Genomic DNA, 16,300 nt, shown 5'->3' with positions numbered 1-16,300 from the left:
TTGTATTGTCGACTTTGGTATACATCTTTGATTCAGATCAAGTTGCGCGAAAATCGCATTATGAGACCAGTCTATAGCCACCTGACTCTGTGACAAGCAGGCGGGCGTTGGAGGGATCGGGCTCTATTTTCTGCCGGAGGCGGTAAATATGGGTTTCCAATGTGTGGGTTGTCACCCCGGCGTTGTAACCCCAGACCTCGTGCAGCAGCACATCGCGCGGCACGACCCCTTCGCTGGCGCGATACAGAAATTTGAGGATATTTGTTTCTTTTTCGGTGAGGCGGATTTTCTTGTCGTCCTCGGTGACCAGCATTTTCATGGCTGGTTTGAAAGTATAGGGCCCAAGGGTGAAAACCGCATCTTCGCTTTGCTCGTGCTGGCGCAGCTGGGCGCGGATACGGGCCAGAAGCACCGGAAATTTGAACGGCTTTGTGACATAGTCATTTGCGCCCGCATCAAGACCGAGGATTGTGTCGGCGTCGCTGTCATGGCCGGTGAGCATGAGCACGGGCGATTTGACGCCTTGTTTGCGCATAAGGCGGCAGAGCTCGCGGCCATCGGTATCCGGCAGGCCGACATCAAGGATGACAAGATCAAACAGGCCCTCTTTGGTTTTCTGCATGGCCCCGGCCCCGCTGTCGGCCTCGAAGACGTCGAAATCCTCGGTCATCACCAGCTGTTCGCTGAGAGCTTCGCGCAGGTCGTCGTCGTCATCGACCAGCAGTATTTTCTTGAGTTGTGCCATAACGGCCTCCCGAAGTTGCCTTGGGTTTAAGGTAGGGTCGATCACGGCGCTGACAAGTTTTGTAGCAAGCTTTCACGCGCTCGTGTAGGCCGGTGTGTTTTTGTTTCAATTCCGCACAAGGATTGCGTAAGGGTGAGGCATGAAATTTGGTCCAGACATAAACGAGACATTGGCCCGCGCGCGGGCAGATTTGCGGATTGGCGTCCCGGTTGTGCTGCGCAGCGCAGAGAGCGCGGCGCTGGTGATGGCGGCTGAAACCGCAGACACCGCCCGGCTTGCCGCCATGCAGGCAAGCGGTATGCACCCTGTGCTGGCGATTACGGCGCGCCGGGCTGAAACGCTGAAGGCAAGAGCCTATGACGGCGATCTGGCGCGCATAGAGCTGCCTGAGAGCACGGATTTGCGCTGGGTGGCGGCTGTGGCCGACCCCAAGGATGACTTGAAACACCCGATGAAAGGGCCCCTGCGCTCTGTGCGCACCGGCGATGCCGGGCTGCACCGGCTCGCGCTGATGCTGTGCAAGGCCGCAAGGCTTTTGCCGGCGGCGCTGGTTGGCGCGCTCAGCCAGCCCGAGGCCTTTGCAGCCGCAGAGCAGCTGACGGTGGTGGACGCCGCCCAAGCGCAGGCTGTGATGGATCTTTCCGCCGAGCTTCAGGAAATTGTTGCAGCGCGGGTGCCCATCGAGGTGGCGGAAAACACGCGGCTGCATGTGTTTCGCCCCGAGGACGGGAGCGAGGAGCATTATGCCATCGAGATTGGCCGGCCCGACCGCGACAAGCCCGTGCTGGCGCGGCTGCATTCGGCCTGTTTTACGGGCGATCTGATGGGATCGCTCAAATGCGATTGCGGGCCGCAACTGCGCGGCGCGCTGGCGCAGATGGGTGACGAGGGCGCAGGGATTTTACTCTATCTCAACCAGGAGGGGCGCGGGATCGGGCTTGCCAACAAGATGCGCGCCTATGCCTTGCAAGACCAGGGCTTTGACACGGTAGAGGCCAACCACCGGCTTGGTTTTGAGGACGATGAGCGCGATTTCAGGGTGGGATCCGGGCTGCTGAAGGGGCTGGGGTTTGCGCAAATCCGGCTGATGACAAACAACCCCGCCAAGATTGCCATGATGGAAAAAACCGGCGTGGCGGTTGTGGAGCGGGTGCCATTGGTGGTGGGCGAAAACAGGCACAACCACGGGTATCTCAAGGTCAAGGCGGCCAAATCGGGGCATTTGCTGTGAGTGTGGATGATATGACGCTGTCGCCCACGGGGCTGCGGTTTGCGAAGCGGCGTTTGCCCTGTGTGATTGGCAAGGGTGGCAAGCGGGCAGACAAACGCGAGGGCGATGGGGCGACGCCTGTGGGAGTGCACCGGATTGTCGGGATGCTTTACCGGCCGGATCGTATGGTGCAGCCGCGCAGTTGGGCGGAGCCGATTGGCCCGCGCGACTTGTGGTCGGATGCCAGCGGGGACGCTGCCTATAACCAGCATGTGCGCGCACCTTATGGGCAAAGCCACGAGCGGCTCAGGCGGGCCGACCCGCTTTATGACCTTGTGCTGGTGACAGACTGGAACTGGCCAAAGGCCGAGGCGGGCAAAGGCTCGGCCATATTTTTGCATCAGTGGCGGCGGGCGGGCTATCCGACGGAGGGCTGTGTGGCCTTTGCGCGGGAAGATTTGCACTGGATCGCGGCGCGGGTGGAGATTGGCACGCGGCTTGTGGTGCGCTGAGGTTTTGCGCTTTGGCTTCGCCAAATCGCGGTGGCGGGGGCCAGCCCCCGCACCCCCAAGCAGTTTGCGCAGCAAAGGCGATGACCGATAGAGCGCACTTGTTGCGCGGTTGATCTGGGATATTTGTGGAAAGAAAAAAGGATGGGCCCTTTTGAGATAATCTTTAGGGGTATTTTTTGGCGGCTATGGCTTTGGCGAGGATTTTGCTGCCGCCTTTGGCTGTGGCTGTCCATTGGTAGGTGCGGCGGCGCATGGGCGCACTCCTTAAAATACCAAAGAGTCGTCGCATGATTTAGCGCTTGTGGGCGACAAAATAGGCGATGGAGCCGAGGGCGAGGCCCCAGACCGCACCGCTGAGACCCAGAAGCGTGACGCCAGAGGCTGTTGTGAGAAAGGTGATGGCGGCGGCTTCGCGCGCCTTGGGCTCTGTCAGGGCGAGGTTGGCGGAGTTGGCGAAGACACCGAGCAGGGCGAGGCCTGCGAGCACCTCAAGGGTTTGGGGCGGAGCGGCGGCGGCCACGGCGATGATGAGCGCGGCGAAGAGGCCGAAGGCGCAGTAGAAGAGGCCCGCCATGACGGCGGAGAGGTAGCGCTTTTGCGGATCGGGGTGCGAGTCTGGCCCGGCGCAGAGGGACGAGGTGATGGCGGCGAGGCAGGTTTGCGGCGCGCCGAACGGGGCGGAGGCGAGGCTGGCGAGACCCACGGCAGAGAGAAAGCCGCGCGGGCGGGGCGGATAGCCTTCGCCGCGCAGCACGGCCATGCCGGGGCTGTTCTGGGTGGCCATTGTGATGATGAACAGCGGCAGTGCGAGGGAGAAGGCGCTCGTGAGGGAAAAGGCCGGCGTGGTGAGCACGGGTGCGGCAAGCAGGGCCTCGCGCAGGGGCACACCTGCGGGCCAGAGTGTGAGTGCCAGCGCCATGAGCACAGCGGCGGGCACGGCGAAGAGGCGCGAGAGCTGGCCCGCCAAGAACCATGTGAGCAGGATGGGCACGGCCGTGGCCGGCGCTGTGGCGAGCGCAAGGAAGGGCTGGGCGCAGATATGCACGAGGACGCCTGCGAGCAGGGCGTGGGCCAGCGGCAGGGGCACATTGGCCGCCAGTTGGCGCAGGGGGCGGTAGAGGCCCGCGAGCACGGTGAGCGCCCCTGCGAGGAGGAACGCGCCCACCGCCTCGGCAAAGCCCCCCGCTGGCGCGACGGAAACGGCGAGGAAGGCCGCCCCGGGTGTGGACCAAGCCACGGAGGCGGGCTGGCGCGACACGAGGCTGATCACAATCGCCGTGAGCCCCATGGAAAGCGCGGCGGCCATGAGGCCAGAGCTGGCTTGCGCGGGGCTTGCGCCCATGGCGGCGAGGCCTTGCAGCACGATGGGAAAGGAGCTGAAAAACCCCACCACAGCCACAACCAGCCCCGTGGACACCGTTTGCAGCGGTGGTAGGGTCACAATTCGTAGGCCCGCGCACCGAAGATGGCGGAGCCGACGCGCACATGGGTTGCGCCCAGCGCGATGGCGCTTTCAAAGTCGCCGCTCATGCCCATGGAGAGGCCTGTGAGCCCGTTGCGCGCGGCGATTTTGGCGAGCAGAGCGAAATGCAGGCTTGGCTCCTCATCGACCGGCGGGATGCACATCAGCCCCACCACCGGCAAATCGCGTGCGCGGCACTCGGCGATGAAGCTGTCGGCCTCGGCGGGGAGGACGCCGGCTTTTTGCGGCTCTTCGCCGGTGTTGACCTGCACGAACACCTCGGGGCAGTGGCCCATTTCTTGCGCGAGGCGGGCAAAGGCTGTGGCGAGCTTCATACGGTCGAGCGTGTGGATAGCGTCAAACAGCTCAAAGGCCTGGCGTGCCTTGTTGGTCTGAAGCGGGCCAATGAGGTGCACCTCTGTCCCGTCAAAGCGCTCCCGGAAGCCGGGCCATTTGCCCGCCGCTTCTTGCACCCGGTTTTCGCCAAACAGCCTGTGGCCTTCACTCAACACGGCTTCAACCCGCGCGTCGGGCTGCACTTTGCTGACGGCGATGAGCTTGACAGAGCCAGCGGGGCGGTTTGCGGCGGCCTCGGCCTTGGTGATGCGGGCGGTGATTTCGGATAGGGACATGGGGCGCTCCTGTGTGGGCGCGTTGCGGCGCAAACCGTAAAATTTGAACAAACTTCTCATAAAATACCATGCGAATATTTTACGAGATTTTTGAGGTCAAATGACCGGGCCGCTTTGCAACGCTTTTGGACAAATAACAGCAGGCAGGCGCAAAAGAAAAGGGCAGGCACGAGGCCTGCCCTTAACTAAAGGGTTGCTCAGCTTCTAAGATTAGAAGTTGAAGCGAACACCGAAGTCAGCATATGTCTCGCCGTCGAACTTACGAGCCACACCACCGCGCAGCGATGTGCCGCCACCGAGGTCGTGGTTGAAGTCGAGGCCCATGCTGTCGTCTGAACCTTGGTCAGCATAGTAGAACTCAACGTTTGTGGCCGCACCAACGTCCATGCCACCTGACAGAACAAGACGGTCATCACCGGCATTTGTTTCTGCATAGGCAAGGCCAACTTTGGCCGGGCCAACTGTTCCGCCAACTGTGACAGTGTATTCTACGTCTGCTGCGGCTGTTGAGTCTTGATAACCCAGAGCAACTGTCCAGCCGCTGAATGTGTATGCACCATAAAGGGCGATACGATCATTGGTGTCAGAAGCAGAAATATGTGCTGACAGATCACCCGCAGAATACATCACTTCGATGCCGTTTGCACCTGAAGAGCCGTTGCCTGTTGATGAGTAAGCGTCTGCACCGCCAACGCCGTAGGCTGTGTATTCATAGCCCAGACCTGTGAGGCCGAGGTCGATTGGATACTGGCCAGGCATGCTTTCGATTGCGCCGAAGATGTTGCCAACGCCAACTTCAAGGCCACCTGATTTCGCTGAGAAACGGATGCCGTTGAAGCCGTTGGGGGCTGAACCTTCAGCTGTCTGCATACGCGCGCGCGCGCCGAATGTTACGCCGGCATCTGATTCCGCTGTGGCGTCAACTGTCAGACGCATACGCGATGTGATGTCTGTGCTGGATGCTGCGCCATCATAATAAACGCCAAAGCGGCCGTAGCCGCCCATTGAGATTTCGGCCGCAGCAACGGAAGCTGTCGCAACCAGAGCTGTCGTAGCGAAAAGACTATTGTTAGCGCGTTATTAGTGAAGTGGGATTACCGTATGCAACCACGTTGCTAGACAAACGCTCCAGCAACATGACCATGAAAACGCGCAAACTGCCTTATTTTTGGCAGAAGGAGCACCAATGATACCTTTCTTCAACCGCTCACACACCGCTGATCTCGACAAGAGTAGCGCGGGAGTCAAGCTGAGCCTAAACCAGTTCTTTGATGATGTGTATTTTCCCCACGCCAAGGCCACCAAAAAACAGCCCCACCATGACTGGAGCATCTTCAACAAGCACATCCGCAACAGCCTTGGCCGCCACCAGCTTGATGAGCTTCTGAACCCCATTCTTGATGTCTGGGTGCGTGAACAGACCATAGCAGGCTACCAGCGCAGCACCATTAACAAACATATCCATCTGATGAACAGAATGCTCAGCCTCGCACGGCATTGGGGCTATATCGTTAACCACAACCCCCAGCAGCAAAATATCAAACGCCTCTCCATGGGCGACTATACCCAGCGGTTCCTCAGCGCCGAGGAGATCGAACGCTTGCTCAAGGCCTGCCGCGCAAGCCAGCACCCGTTTCTCTATCTCTTCGTGCGGTTTTTGCTGCTCACAGGCGCGCGCAAGGGCGAGGCCCGCATGGCCCGCTGGGCTGATGTTGATTTTGAGAAACGGATCTGGACCGTGCCACGCAGCAAGAACGGCCGCTCCCGGCGGATTGTTCTCAGCAACGCCGCCATGGAAGTGCTGCGCGACATCCGCAAGAAATCCGATCAGATGCTGTTGCCCAGCGAGGCCGATAATTTTCTCTTCACAAACCCCGCCACGCTCACCGCCTATCAAAGCTTTTATGCCGCGTGGTTTGTGGCCCGTGACCTTGCCGGGCTGAGCGATCTGCGCATCCACGATTTGCGCCACACGTTCGCCAGCCTGTTGATCAACAAGGGGGTCAGCCTCTATGAGGTGCAAACCCTGCTGGGCCACAGCTCTGTCCAGATGACCCAACGCTACGCCCACCTTGCGCCCGACCTGTTGCAAAACCGGACAGAAATCGTCGGCGGGATCGTCGGAGGCGGCCATTTTTAACAAAAAAGGCGGGGCCCCAAAGCCTCGCCGCACCCCCCTTTGGGGCTGACAGCACCCCCACAAACCGCTAAGACCCCCCCAGCGGCCCCGTGGCTCAACTGGATAGAGCAGCCCCCTCCTAAGGGGCAGGTTGCAGGTTCGAATCCTGCCGGGGTCGCCAAGGCGGGCGGCGAGGGATAGCGGATCGGTGGCGGTGGGTTAGGTTAGGATCGTGCTGGTAAAATCGCCGCGCAGGGCGCATTCGAGAAGTTCCAGGTTCTGCGAGCACTCTGTGTAGCGTGCCGCCATGTTCGGCGGCAGCACAAAGGCGTCACCGGCTTGTAAGGTCCGCGGCTCCTGACCCTCGGCGTGTAGCACCATTTCCCCCTCCATCACGAAGGTGAAGTGAATATCCGCATCTGTGCGCGTCGCGGGTGGTTCCCCGCCCTCATAGCGCACAATCTGGATCCCGGCGACGCCCTTGGTGCCCTCGCAGATCCCCGTTTCACGGCAGATAAACCCGGGCACACGGAACGGCTGCCAAGTGGCGCCGTCTTTCACGTGATGCACAAAGCGCTGGCCCTGCCATTCGCGCGCTGGGTCACCCGTGCCGTTGGGCAGGGTAAACTCGTGGTCAATCGTCGTCACATGGTCAGCCGGCACGCCGATCTCGATCACTTCAATATCCGCTGAAGCATGGCAGACCCGGTGGCGGATTTCGGGTGGCTGGATCACACAATCCCCCGCATGAAGCCGCATCATATCGCCTTGGTCCTCATAGAGCACGTCCACCCAGCCTTTGTAGCAAAAGATCAGCTGGAAGCCGACCGTGTGGTAATGCACCATATCCGGCACATCCCCACCACCCGGAACCCGGATGTGACTGGCGATGATCGCCCCGCCAAGCCGTGTGGGCAGCAGATCGCGGTAGTTCATCCCGGCACGGCCAATCACCCAAGGGGCGCTGTCACGCAGGCGGCGCACGTCAAACATATGCTCAGTCGCCGGCACCACCATGGGCGGATTGAGTTCAGCAATCTCGACTTGGGTGCCGTTGGGTGCGGTCAGGCTGCGCGCACCGCCAGCAAAACCATCAGGGTCATCGGTCAGAATACGCAGCGTGCCGGCAGACTCGCTGGCACCGGTTTCAAGCCGCAGCCGCAGCCCATGCCCGGAAAGCACCGCCACTCGCGGGTCATCGGCGGGGAAAATCTCGTCGAGCCGCATTCCCAGAACTTTGGTGTAAAACGGCAGATCATCCCTCAGCGCATCTGTCGGCAGGCGAATTTCAGCACGGATGTCGCTCATGCGGCCAGCCTGGCGCGCGCCGCTTTGAAGCTCTCGCGCGCCCGAATGCGTTTGGCATATGCATCAATCTTCTCAGAGCCATGTTCAAATTTTGCGCTCACGGCCCAGTTGAGGCAATGCAACAGCAGGAAATCCGCAATCGTAATCTCCTCACCCTGCAAATAAGGCCCCTCCATGCGCTCGGCGATCCGGGCCACATTGCGTTTGAACTCCCATTTGAGCGAGTCCTTGACCTCGGGCACACGTTGCGCTTCCGGCAGGATGAACGAGTGCCGCGCACCGGCCCAAAGCACCGCATCCACCTCATCGAGGATCTGGTGAAACCAACCATCCTGCTTGGCGCGCGCTATTGTGCCGGCTGGGTGGGTAAACTGGCCATGCTTATCGGCCAGAAAGGTCATGATCGCCGAAGAGTCGGTGAGAATTTCCCCCGCCACCTTGAGGGCTGGCACCTTGCCTGAGGGGTTTACCGCCAAAAGCTCCGGCGCATGAGGCTTCAGATCATGGTGGGTAAACGCCACACCCATTTCATCCAGCAACCAAATCACCCGGAACGCTCGGCTGGCAATGCCTCCAAAGACTTCATACATGGCTTTCTCTCCCTTGTTCGCAAGTCAGGTGACATCAAACTGAAAGAAGCTTCAAGAGCCAAACGCCGGAGGGTGGATGTTCCCCCACCAAGCCGTGCCCTCGTAGGGTGCGCATTCACTGCGCACCATCACCTACCGCCGCGCTGCAAGTCCTGCGAGGCGGATCAGCGTGCGCTCGACCAGCGCCATTTGCGGTGCGGTTTGCCCCGCGCTGCGCAGCTGCAAATCCGTCTCTATAAGGTAGCTTAGAGCCTGTTCCAGCTTTGCCGCGCCCCAGCCTTGCGCCTGTTTGAGCATCCTGTCGCGCCGCGGTCCAAAGATCGGTGGGCGCAGCCGTGCAATGCCCTGGCTTGCGCCCGCAGGGTCGCTTGCCACCGCATAGAGCGCCTTGAAATGCCGCGTGGCACCAATCACCAGCCCCACAGGCTGCACGCCTTGCGCCTTGAGCTTGGACAGCACAGGGTGGATCTCGCCCATCTTGCCCTCGGCCATGATGTTGAGCAGATCATCCAGCGCTGCCTCGGTGCTCTGCGGCGCGCAAGCCTCGATATCGGCACTGCTCACCTCGCTGGGGTCGCCGTGTTTGTAGAGCGCGAGTTTCTCGATGGTCTGGCGAAAGTCTCCCGGGCCCAGCTCGCGGCTCAGCGCCGTGAGGTCGCTCATGGCGTCCCGACTCAGCTGCGCCAGCCCGCCCTCCGCCAGCATCGCATCAATCTCATCGCGGCCAGGCGGATCGTCATAAAGCCCCACGGCATAGGCATTCCTATGCGCCTCAAACGCCTTGCGCAGTTTGGAGGTGGCTTTGAGCTGCCCTGCGGTCACAATAATCTGCGCATCCCCCTCAGCCCAATCTTCCAAAGCCGCCAAAATAGCGGGGGCAGCGGTGTCATTGGCCTCTTCCACAAACGCCACACGCGGCCCCGGAAAAAAGCTCACCGCCTTCACAGCGTCCAGCAAGGCAGCGGGGTCTTTGCGCAGGTCTCCTCCGGCAAGGCGGGTCAGGCGCATTTCCTCATCGCCCTTGGGGCCGATCAGGGCCTTGATCACCTCTTGCCGCTTCAGCGCAACCCGCATGGCATCGGCACCATAAATTAATAGACCTGTGCGCCGTGGGTCCGGCTTTTTGAAATAGCCGTTCGCCTCGCGCCCGCCCAGTTTCATATGGCGGCCTCACGCGGCATGGCCATCAGCTGCATCACAATCTGGTCACCGAGGATAACCATCAGCCTGTCTTGCGCATCGGTTTGAGCGGCGCGGGTCGCGGCGGTGCTGCCGGTGGTCGAGTAGCCAACAAAGCTCTGTGCCACACCACTTGTGAGCACTTTGCCTGTTTCCCGGCTGCGCACCGCATAGGTGGCCTTGCCCAACAGGTTGATCCGTGTGGCCACATTGTCCTCCGAAATCGCCATGCGCTCCGGAGTGAGCTCAATGGCCACCGACATCCCGAAACGGGGCTGGGCGCCCCGCCCCAACCGCTCTTCAAGATGGCGCACCAGCAAGTAGCCCGCACGGTCGCGGGGCGGATCAATTTCGATCGCCCCCAACAAGGCGCGCGCCTCGCTTTCGGGCGCGTAGACCGGCGCAAAGCCGCATCCGCCCAGCATCGCCAGGGCGCCCAGCATCACAGCTCTTCTGTCAAGCGACCACATTCACAATCCGCCCCGGCACAACAATCACCTTCTTGGGCGTGGCCCCGTCCAGTGTCTTGATGACAGCTTCATGCGCGAGCGCCAGTTTTTCAACCTCGGCTTTGTCCATATCCTTGGGCACGCTGATTTCCGCGCGCCGCTTGCCATTGATCTGAATCGGCAAGATGACTTCATCATCCACCAGCATCGCCTCGTCTGCCTTGGGCCATGGCGCAAGTGTGCAAAGCCCCTCGCCGCCCAGTTTTTCCCAGACAGCCTCAGAGAGATGCGGCGTCATCGGGCTCATCAGCTGCGCCAGAACCATCGCCGCTTGCCGCTTGGCTGCGCCGCCGGCTTTCGATTTGCCCAAGGCATTGGTAAAGCCGTAAAGCTTCGCAATCGCGGCGTTAAAGCCAAAGCTTTCAACCCCCATCGTCACATCATGGATCGCCTTGTGCATCTCACGCAGAAGCGCTGTGTCATCGGCCGCGCTGCCCGTGGCCTGCGCGTCAATTTCGCTGGCAATCCGGTAAACACGCCCAAGGTGCTTATGCGCCGCCTCAGCGCCCGAGGCTGTCCACTCCACATCTCGCTCGGGCGGGGAGTCCGAGAGCACAAACCACCGCGCCGTATCCGCGCCATAGCCTTCAATGATGTGCAGAGGGTTCACCACGTTGTTCTTGGATTTTGACATCTTGGCCGAAGGCACAATCTCGGCCTCGCGCCCGTCTTCCAAAAGCGCCTTGCCGTCCTTCAGCGTCACTTCCTCAGGGTAGTGATACACAGGCCGCCCGTCGGCACCCTCGGTCTTGTAAATAGCGTGCGTCACCATCCCTTGGGTGAACAGTGCGTCAAACGGCTCTTTCGCACTCTCCGGCAAATGCCCGCAAATCTGCATCGCCCGCGCAAAGAAGCGCGCATAGAGCAGGTGCAAAATCGCGTGTTCCACCCCGCCGATATACTGGTCCACATTCATCCAGTATTTGGCGTCTTCCATATTTGTCGGCGTTTCGGCCCGTGGCGCCGTAAAGCGGGCAAAATACCACGAGCTGTCCACGAATGTATCCATTGTATCGGTCTCGCGCTTGGCCGCCTTGCCACAAGAGGGGCAGGGCACATCGCGCCATGTCGGGTGGCGGTCAAGCGGGTTGCCCGGCACGTCAAATGTCACATCATCGGGCAAAACAACCGGCAGATTTTCTTTCTTCTCCGGAACAACGCCACAAGCCTCACAATGCACCACAGGAATGGGGCAACCCCAATAGCGCTGGCGCGAAAGCCCCCAGTCGCGCAGGCGGAACTTGGTCACACCCTCGCCCAGCCCCTTGGCTTCCATAAAGTCGATCGTGGCGTTGATCGCCTCTTCTCCCGTGGCTTCTTCAAGCCCGGCAAAGTGGTTCACCCAGCGCACTTTCTCGGATTTGGCAGGCACAAAGGCCACTTTGCCAACAGGTGTGTCGTCATCCAGCGCAAAGAAGGTGTCGATCACCGGCAAATCATACTTGCGGCAGAAATCAAGGTCGCGCTGGTCATGGGCAGGGCAGCCAAAAATTGCGCCTGTGCCATAATCCATCAGAATAAAGTTGGCGATCCAGACAGGCAGCTCTTCGCCCGTCAGCGGATGTTTCACCTTGATGCCCGTGTCAAAGCCCAGCTTCTCGGCGGTCTCGATGGCCTCTTCCGTCGTGCCGCCCTTGCGCGCGTCCGCAAGGAAGGCATCCACAGCCGCATCTCCCTCCATTGCCTTGGCAATCGGATGATCCGGCGAAATCCCGACAAAGCTCGCGCCGTTCAGCGTATCAGGCCGCGTTGTATAAACAGTGATCGGCTCCCCGCCATCCGCGCGCTCAAAAGCAAACTGCAAACCGCGAGACTTGCCAATCCAGTTGGCCTGCATGAGCTTCACCTTGGCAGGCCAGTTATCAAGCCCGTCCAGCGCCCCCAGAAGTTCATCCGCCATGTCGGAGATCTTGAAGAACCACTGCGTCAGCTCCTTGCGCTCCACAAGCGCGCCCGAGCGCCAGCCGCGCCCACCTTCGACCTGCTCGTTCGCCAGAACGGTCATGTCCACAGGGTCCCAGTTCACAACCGCGTTCTTGCGATAGACCAGCCCCTTGTCGAGAAAATCAAGGAAAAGCGCCTGCTGCTGCCCGTAATACTCGGGGTCACAGGTCGCAAACATGCGACTCCAGTCGAGCGAGAGGCCCAAAGGCTTCATCTGCTCGACCATGTCGTCGATGTTGTTGTAGGTCCAGGTCTTCGGATGCCCGCCAATCGCCATTGCAGCGTTTTCGGCCGGCATCCCGAAAGCGTCAAAGCCCATCGGGTGGAGCACATTATGCCCCGTCGCAAGCTTGTAGCGCGCGATCACGTCGCCCATCGTGTAGTTGCGCACATGGCCCATATGCAACTTGCCCGAAGGATAGGGGAACATCTCAAGCACATAATACTTGGGCTTGCCCTCCTTGCGCTCGGCAGTGAAAATCCCTGCCTTCTCCCAGGCTTCCTGCCATCTGGCTTCAATCTCGGCGGCGTTGTAGCGGCTCATTGCGTGTCTCTCGGGTTATGTTTGGTGTTGGGCGCGGTGATAAAGGGTTTTGACCGCAGGTTAAATCCTCAATTGCCTCCCCTGAGCCAACCGCCCAAATTTTCACCGCCCAGAAATGAGGCATCTGCCGCGTTTTTGGCCGCTTCAAGGGAGACCAAAAGAAATTTCGCAGTTGCAGCATTTTTCGCCTTGTGGTCTCGCTGCGTTGCGGCAAATGTGAAGACACAACCGGCGCTTCTACATCTCCTCCCTTATCGTAGAGCACCGCAACAAAAGGCTCTTTGCGCGGCACTCCTCCTCCCGTTGCGCAAAGAGCACTGATAAGTCCAACAGGGTGTGGTCGGATCTGCGCAGATCCGGCCACTTCTGTTTGCGCACCCCCAAAAACATGCGTGCCTGCCGTGCTCTTGCCCTATTGTGCTGTGAGGCTATGGTGCAGACAGACTGTGTGCCAGTGACGAGTTTCTAGAGTTAACCATGAAGATCCTGTTTATTCACCAAAATTTCCCCGGCCAGTTCAAGCATCTGGCGCCTGCCTTGGCAGGGCTAGGACATGAGACCGTGGCGCTCACGCTCAGAGTGCGAAAGGCAACCCGCTGGAACGGGGTGAAGGTATTGCCCTATCAACTCAAAGAGCGTGACGCCCAAAACACGCACCGCTGGCTGGTTGATTTTGACACCAAGCTCACCCGCGCAGAAGCCTGCTATCATGCGGCGGTGCAGCTGCGCGACCAAGGGTTCACCCCTGATCTGATCATCGCGCACCCCGGCTGGGGAGAATCGCTGTTTCTCAAAGATGTCTGGCCCAAGGCCAAACTGGCGATCTATTGTGAGCTCTACCACAAAGCGACTTACCCCCACACCGCCTTTGACCCCGAGTTCCAACCGGACATCCAGCCCACCGATGTGCTGCGGCTGCGGCTCAAAAACCTCAACAATCATCAGCATTTTGAGATCAGTGATGCGGGCATCAGCCCAACCCGCTTTCAGGCCGATACCTTTCCGCCCGCCTTCCGCGACAAAATCACAATCTGCCATGACGGCATCCGCACCGACCTGCTCACAGAGGACCCAAACGCCCAGTTTACCTTGCCCGGCGGCCAGGTTCTGACCCGCGCAGACGAGCTGGTCACATTTGTGAACCGCAATCTTGAGCCCTATCGAGGGTATCATATCTTCATGCGCGCCCTTCCCGAGCTCCTCAAGGCGCGCCCAAAAGCCCAAATCCTGATCGTCGGGGGCGAGGATGTGAGCTACGGCGCCCGCCCCCCCAAAGGGCAAAGCTGGAAACAGATCTTCATCGACGAGGTGCGTCCTAAAATCCCCGACACGGATTGGGCCCGGGTGCATTTTCTGGGGCGTATTCCCTATGAGCCGTTTCAATCTCTGCTCAAGGTGAGCCGCGTGCATATCTATCTGACCTACCCTTTCGTGCTGAGCTGGTCACTGTTTGAAACCATGAGCGTGAAAGGAGCAATCGTGGCCAGCAAAACGCCGCCGGTAGAAGAGGCGATCACCCATGGGGTGCAGGGCAAGCTGGTCGATTTCTTTGATAAGGAAGCCTTGGTGGCGGAAGTCTGCACGCTTCTGGACAACGAAGAAGAACGTGCCACATTGGGCGCGGCGGCGCGCGATCTGATTGTTCGCAACTATGACCTGACAGAGATTTGCCTGCCACGCCAGCTGGACTGGGTGATGAGCCTGTGAGACGGTCTGATCGAATTGGCTTCGCCAATCCGACCCGTGCGAGAGGGGCAAGCCCCTCTCGCGCTCTCCCCGCATCAAGACGACGAGGCAGGCGCGCCTCGATGGGGCCGCTCTGTCGGCGGCCCAAGAATAAACATATTCAGAACGAAAGGGAGCCGAGCCGGCTGTTAATATCGGCTGTCGGCAATGCGCATTTGTCTGGCGCGGTTGAGGATGGCATCTTCAACGGCACGTTGGGTCTCTGGCGCAACAGGGCCTGCGCGCCCCGCCAGCGCCACATTCAAAGAGCGGGCGTCCAGCGCTGGGTCCTTGACATAAACGGTGGCCCGATAGACCTTTGAGCTGCCGGGCGGGTTGCCATATCCAAAAACAATCACCCCGGAAAAAGGATCAACCGACTCGAGCGGCATAAAGCTGAGCACATCCAGCGCCGCCTGCCAGATATAACGGTTTACCTTGATGCTCGCTTCCGAATTGCTTGAGCGAAAGGCATCCCAGATTGTGGAGCCGGTCTCATTGGCTTCATCCTGGGGCAGGTTTTTGCCCGGCGCGCCAGACCCCTCCTCTTGCGAGGCGGCTGGCCCGATGCGGCCCAAGCTCCCAAGGCCAGCGCCACAGGCACTCAGAGCGCCGATGAGGCAAAGCACAACAAAAGACCTGATCGCACGGCTTAGCATAGGAGTTTCCTGCTCTTTATACACAGCACTGTCCTACCCAAGCCCCGGCGAAGGGGCAAGTCTTTATGGACTGACGACAATTTTCCGCAAGTTTTAACCACCTCACGCAAGGGTTAACCACGCGGCGCACAACTGTGGCATGGATGCACCAACTTTGGGGCCTTTCCGCGGCAGGGTTCTAGCGCGCTTGCATTGAGACCCTGTTTGGAGCGAAACAGCATCCATACCCAATGCGGATTCCCCGCTTGGGCCTATGACATGAAAACCGAGGGAAAAATCATGAAAAAGATTCTTTTCGCTACAACAGCGCTAGTCGCAACTGCATCAGTCGCAGCTGCTGACGTATCATTTGGTGGCTTTGCTTACGCAGGTATCACCGACAACGGCACAACAGTTGATGCACAGCAAAGTGTTCGCCTTTGGCTGAACGCTTCTGTCGAAACAGATGGCGGTCTCACGTTCTCCGCATACCAGCGTGTTGTGAACCCCAACACATACGGTTACGTTAAAGTTGCAAGCGGCGGCGCGTCATTGACAGCCGGTAGCACCCACGGTGCGATCCGCAAGCTGGCACGCGTTGCAGGCTTCCATGGCTACAACAACGGCGGCATCGGCTACTTCGACAACGCCCCCGGCTCGCTGACACACAACGATGGTGGACAAAACCTGTATGCTGCATACACAACTGGTGGCCTGACACTGGGCTTGTCTGCTGACGCGTCTGAGACTGGTCGTGAGACAGAATATGGTGTTTCGTACACCATGAACAACATCACTGTAGGCGCAGCCGCCAGCTCAAACGACTTCTGGGCAGCTAAAGTTGCAGCGACTGTTGGTGGTGTATCTATCGCTTTGGGTGTAAATGATCTCGAAACAACCTCCCTGACAGCCAGCACGTCTGTAGGCGCAGCGACAACTGTTGCCTTCGGTATGATGGATGAGACAGCTGGCAGCACATACGGTGTTCAGCTTTCACACGACCTCGGTGGTGTTTCTCTGATTGCAAACGCTCAAACAGACGAAGCTGACGTTACAACAGCTGGTCTGGGTGTGATGTTCAACTTCTAATCCTACCCGGATTTGAGTTGGGGAAAGAGCGGGCTTCGGCTCGCTCTTTTCACGTTTGGGGGTACGATATTGCTCAGTGTGCGCTGTGAGTATC

15 protein-coding genes and 1 tRNA gene are annotated in these 16,300 nt (G+C 59.7%); 6 read left to right on the top strand and 10 right to left on the bottom strand.

All coding sequences use genetic code 11. The features are described from left to right. Positions 1-58: 58 nt before the first annotated feature. A complete protein-coding gene (locus tag Q0478_RS13250) occupies positions 59-745 on the bottom strand; it encodes a response regulator transcription factor (protein WP_298680042.1) in 687 nt (228 codons plus the stop codon). Between the two features lie 139 nt (positions 746-884). Between Q0478_RS13250 and ribA the strand changes: the two genes are divergently transcribed. Next, a complete protein-coding gene (gene ribA / locus Q0478_RS13245; protein ID WP_298680040.1) occupies positions 885-1,976 on the top strand; it encodes a GTP cyclohydrolase II in 1,092 nt (363 codons plus the stop codon). Next, on the top strand, positions 1,973-2,467 hold the full coding sequence (locus tag Q0478_RS13240) for a L,D-transpeptidase family protein (protein WP_298680038.1): 495 nt from the start codon (positions 1,973-1,975) through the stop codon (positions 2,465-2,467). The genes ribA and Q0478_RS13240 overlap by 4 nt, the downstream gene beginning before the upstream one ends. A 292-nt stretch (positions 2,468-2,759) precedes the next feature. On the opposite strand, the gene Q0478_RS13235 is transcribed toward Q0478_RS13240, so the two are convergent. From Q0478_RS13235 to Q0478_RS13225, 3 genes are all read right to left on the bottom strand, one after another. Continuing rightward, positions 2,760-3,908: a benzoate/H(+) symporter BenE family transporter gene (locus tag Q0478_RS13235; protein WP_298680036.1), complete on the bottom strand. Its 1,149-nt coding sequence runs from the start codon at positions 3,906-3,908 to the stop codon at positions 2,760-2,762. Next, complete coding sequence (locus tag Q0478_RS13230; RefSeq protein ID WP_298680034.1) at positions 3,905-4,561, bottom strand: YggS family pyridoxal phosphate-dependent enzyme; 657 nt, start codon at positions 4,559-4,561, stop codon at positions 3,905-3,907. The genes Q0478_RS13235 and Q0478_RS13230 overlap by 4 nt, the downstream gene beginning before the upstream one ends. Before the next feature lie 210 nt (positions 4,562-4,771). Further along, positions 4,772-5,605 (bottom strand): porin, encoded by an 834-nt coding sequence (locus Q0478_RS13225; RefSeq protein WP_298680090.1) that lies wholly within the window; start codon positions 5,603-5,605, stop codon positions 4,772-4,774. Between the two features lie 142 nt (positions 5,606-5,747). Here Q0478_RS13225 and Q0478_RS13220 point away from each other — a divergent pair, with 142 nt between their 5' ends. Both Q0478_RS13220 and Q0478_RS13215 read left to right on the top strand, forming a co-directional pair. Next, positions 5,748-6,701, top strand: coding sequence for a site-specific integrase (locus Q0478_RS13220; protein ID WP_298680032.1), 954 nt, complete (start codon positions 5,748-5,750; stop codon positions 6,699-6,701). A gap of 83 nt (positions 6,702-6,784) precedes the next feature. Beyond that, a tRNA-Arg gene (locus Q0478_RS13215) sits at positions 6,785-6,861 on the top strand. Between the two features lie 38 nt (positions 6,862-6,899). Here Q0478_RS13215 and Q0478_RS13210 read toward each other — a convergent pair. The 5 genes from Q0478_RS13210 to leuS form a co-directional block, all read right to left on the bottom strand. After that, on the bottom strand, positions 6,900-7,988 hold the full coding sequence (locus tag Q0478_RS13210; RefSeq protein WP_298680030.1) for a cupin domain-containing protein: 1,089 nt from the start codon (positions 7,986-7,988) through the stop codon (positions 6,900-6,902). Beyond that, positions 7,985-8,578, bottom strand: a complete 594-nt coding sequence (locus Q0478_RS13205) for a glutathione S-transferase family protein (RefSeq protein ID WP_298680028.1) — start codon at positions 8,576-8,578, stop codon at positions 7,985-7,987. Before Q0478_RS13205 ends, Q0478_RS13210 begins: the two co-directional genes overlap by 4 nt. Positions 8,579-8,710: 132 nt before the next feature. Next, on the bottom strand, positions 8,711-9,739 hold the full coding sequence (holA, locus tag Q0478_RS13200; protein ID WP_298680026.1) for a DNA polymerase III subunit delta: 1,029 nt from the start codon (positions 9,737-9,739) through the stop codon (positions 8,711-8,713). Next, complete coding sequence (gene lptE, locus Q0478_RS13195; RefSeq protein ID WP_298680024.1) at positions 9,736-10,200, bottom strand: LPS assembly lipoprotein LptE; 465 nt, start codon at positions 10,198-10,200, stop codon at positions 9,736-9,738. The genes holA and lptE overlap by 4 nt, the downstream gene beginning before the upstream one ends. 13 nt (positions 10,201-10,213) lie before the next feature. Further along, positions 10,214-12,754, bottom strand: a complete 2,541-nt coding sequence (leuS, locus tag Q0478_RS13190; RefSeq protein WP_298680022.1) for a leucine--tRNA ligase — start codon at positions 12,752-12,754, stop codon at positions 10,214-10,216. 477 nt (positions 12,755-13,231) lie between these two features. On the opposite strand from leuS, the gene Q0478_RS13185 reads away from it, so the two are divergent. Then, on the top strand, positions 13,232-14,461 hold the full coding sequence (locus Q0478_RS13185; RefSeq protein ID WP_298680020.1) for a glycosyltransferase family 4 protein: 1,230 nt from the start codon (positions 13,232-13,234) through the stop codon (positions 14,459-14,461). 167 nt (positions 14,462-14,628) lie between these two features. Here the strand turns inward: Q0478_RS13185 and Q0478_RS13180 are convergent, their stop codons facing one another. After that, the gene (locus Q0478_RS13180; protein ID WP_298680018.1) at positions 14,629-15,138 is read right to left on the bottom strand and encodes a DUF3576 domain-containing protein; all 510 of its coding nucleotides are present in this window, start codon (positions 15,136-15,138) and stop codon (positions 14,629-14,631) included. 279 nt (positions 15,139-15,417) lie between these two features. On the opposite strand from Q0478_RS13180, the gene Q0478_RS13175 reads away from it, so the two are divergent. Next, a complete protein-coding gene (locus tag Q0478_RS13175; protein WP_298680016.1) occupies positions 15,418-16,206 on the top strand; it encodes a porin in 789 nt (262 codons plus the stop codon). Positions 16,207-16,300: the final 94 nt, after the last annotated feature.

The sequence above is a fragment of the uncultured Lentibacter sp. genome (assembly GCF_937123735.1).
GTDB lineage: Bacteria > Pseudomonadota > Alphaproteobacteria > Rhodobacterales > Rhodobacteraceae > Lentibacter.
This window is presented reverse-complemented; position numbering and strand designations above follow the sequence as displayed.

Excerpts from the sequence above, each read along its gene's own strand:
- Q0478_RS13250 (WP_298680042.1), bottom strand. The coding sequence starts at position 745 with ATGGCACAACTCAAGAAAATACTGCTGGTCGATGACGACGACGACCTG.
- ribA (WP_298680040.1), top strand. The coding sequence starts at position 885 with ATGAAATTTGGTCCAGACATAAACGAGACATTGGCCCGCGCGCGGGCA.
- Q0478_RS13230 (WP_298680034.1), bottom strand. The coding sequence starts at position 4,561 with ATGTCCCTATCCGAAATCACCGCCCGCATCACCAAGGCCGAGGCCGCC.
- Q0478_RS13220 (WP_298680032.1), top strand. The coding sequence starts at position 5,748 with ATGATACCTTTCTTCAACCGCTCACACACCGCTGATCTCGACAAGAGT.
- Q0478_RS13210 (WP_298680030.1), bottom strand. The coding sequence starts at position 7,988 with ATGAGCGACATCCGTGCTGAAATTCGCCTGCCGACAGATGCGCTGAGG.
- Q0478_RS13205 (WP_298680028.1), bottom strand. The coding sequence starts at position 8,578 with ATGTATGAAGTCTTTGGAGGCATTGCCAGCCGAGCGTTCCGGGTGATT.
- holA (WP_298680026.1), bottom strand. The coding sequence starts at position 9,739 with ATGAAACTGGGCGGGCGCGAGGCGAACGGCTATTTCAAAAAGCCGGAC.
- lptE (WP_298680024.1), bottom strand. The coding sequence starts at position 10,200 with ATGCTGGGCGCCCTGGCGATGCTGGGCGGATGCGGCTTTGCGCCGGTC.
- leuS (WP_298680022.1), bottom strand. The coding sequence starts at position 12,754 with ATGAGCCGCTACAACGCCGCCGAGATTGAAGCCAGATGGCAGGAAGCC.
- Q0478_RS13185 (WP_298680020.1), top strand. The coding sequence starts at position 13,232 with ATGAAGATCCTGTTTATTCACCAAAATTTCCCCGGCCAGTTCAAGCAT.
- Q0478_RS13180 (WP_298680018.1), bottom strand. The coding sequence starts at position 15,138 with ATGCTAAGCCGTGCGATCAGGTCTTTTGTTGTGCTTTGCCTCATCGGC.
- Q0478_RS13175 (WP_298680016.1), top strand. The coding sequence starts at position 15,418 with ATGAAAAAGATTCTTTTCGCTACAACAGCGCTAGTCGCAACTGCATCA.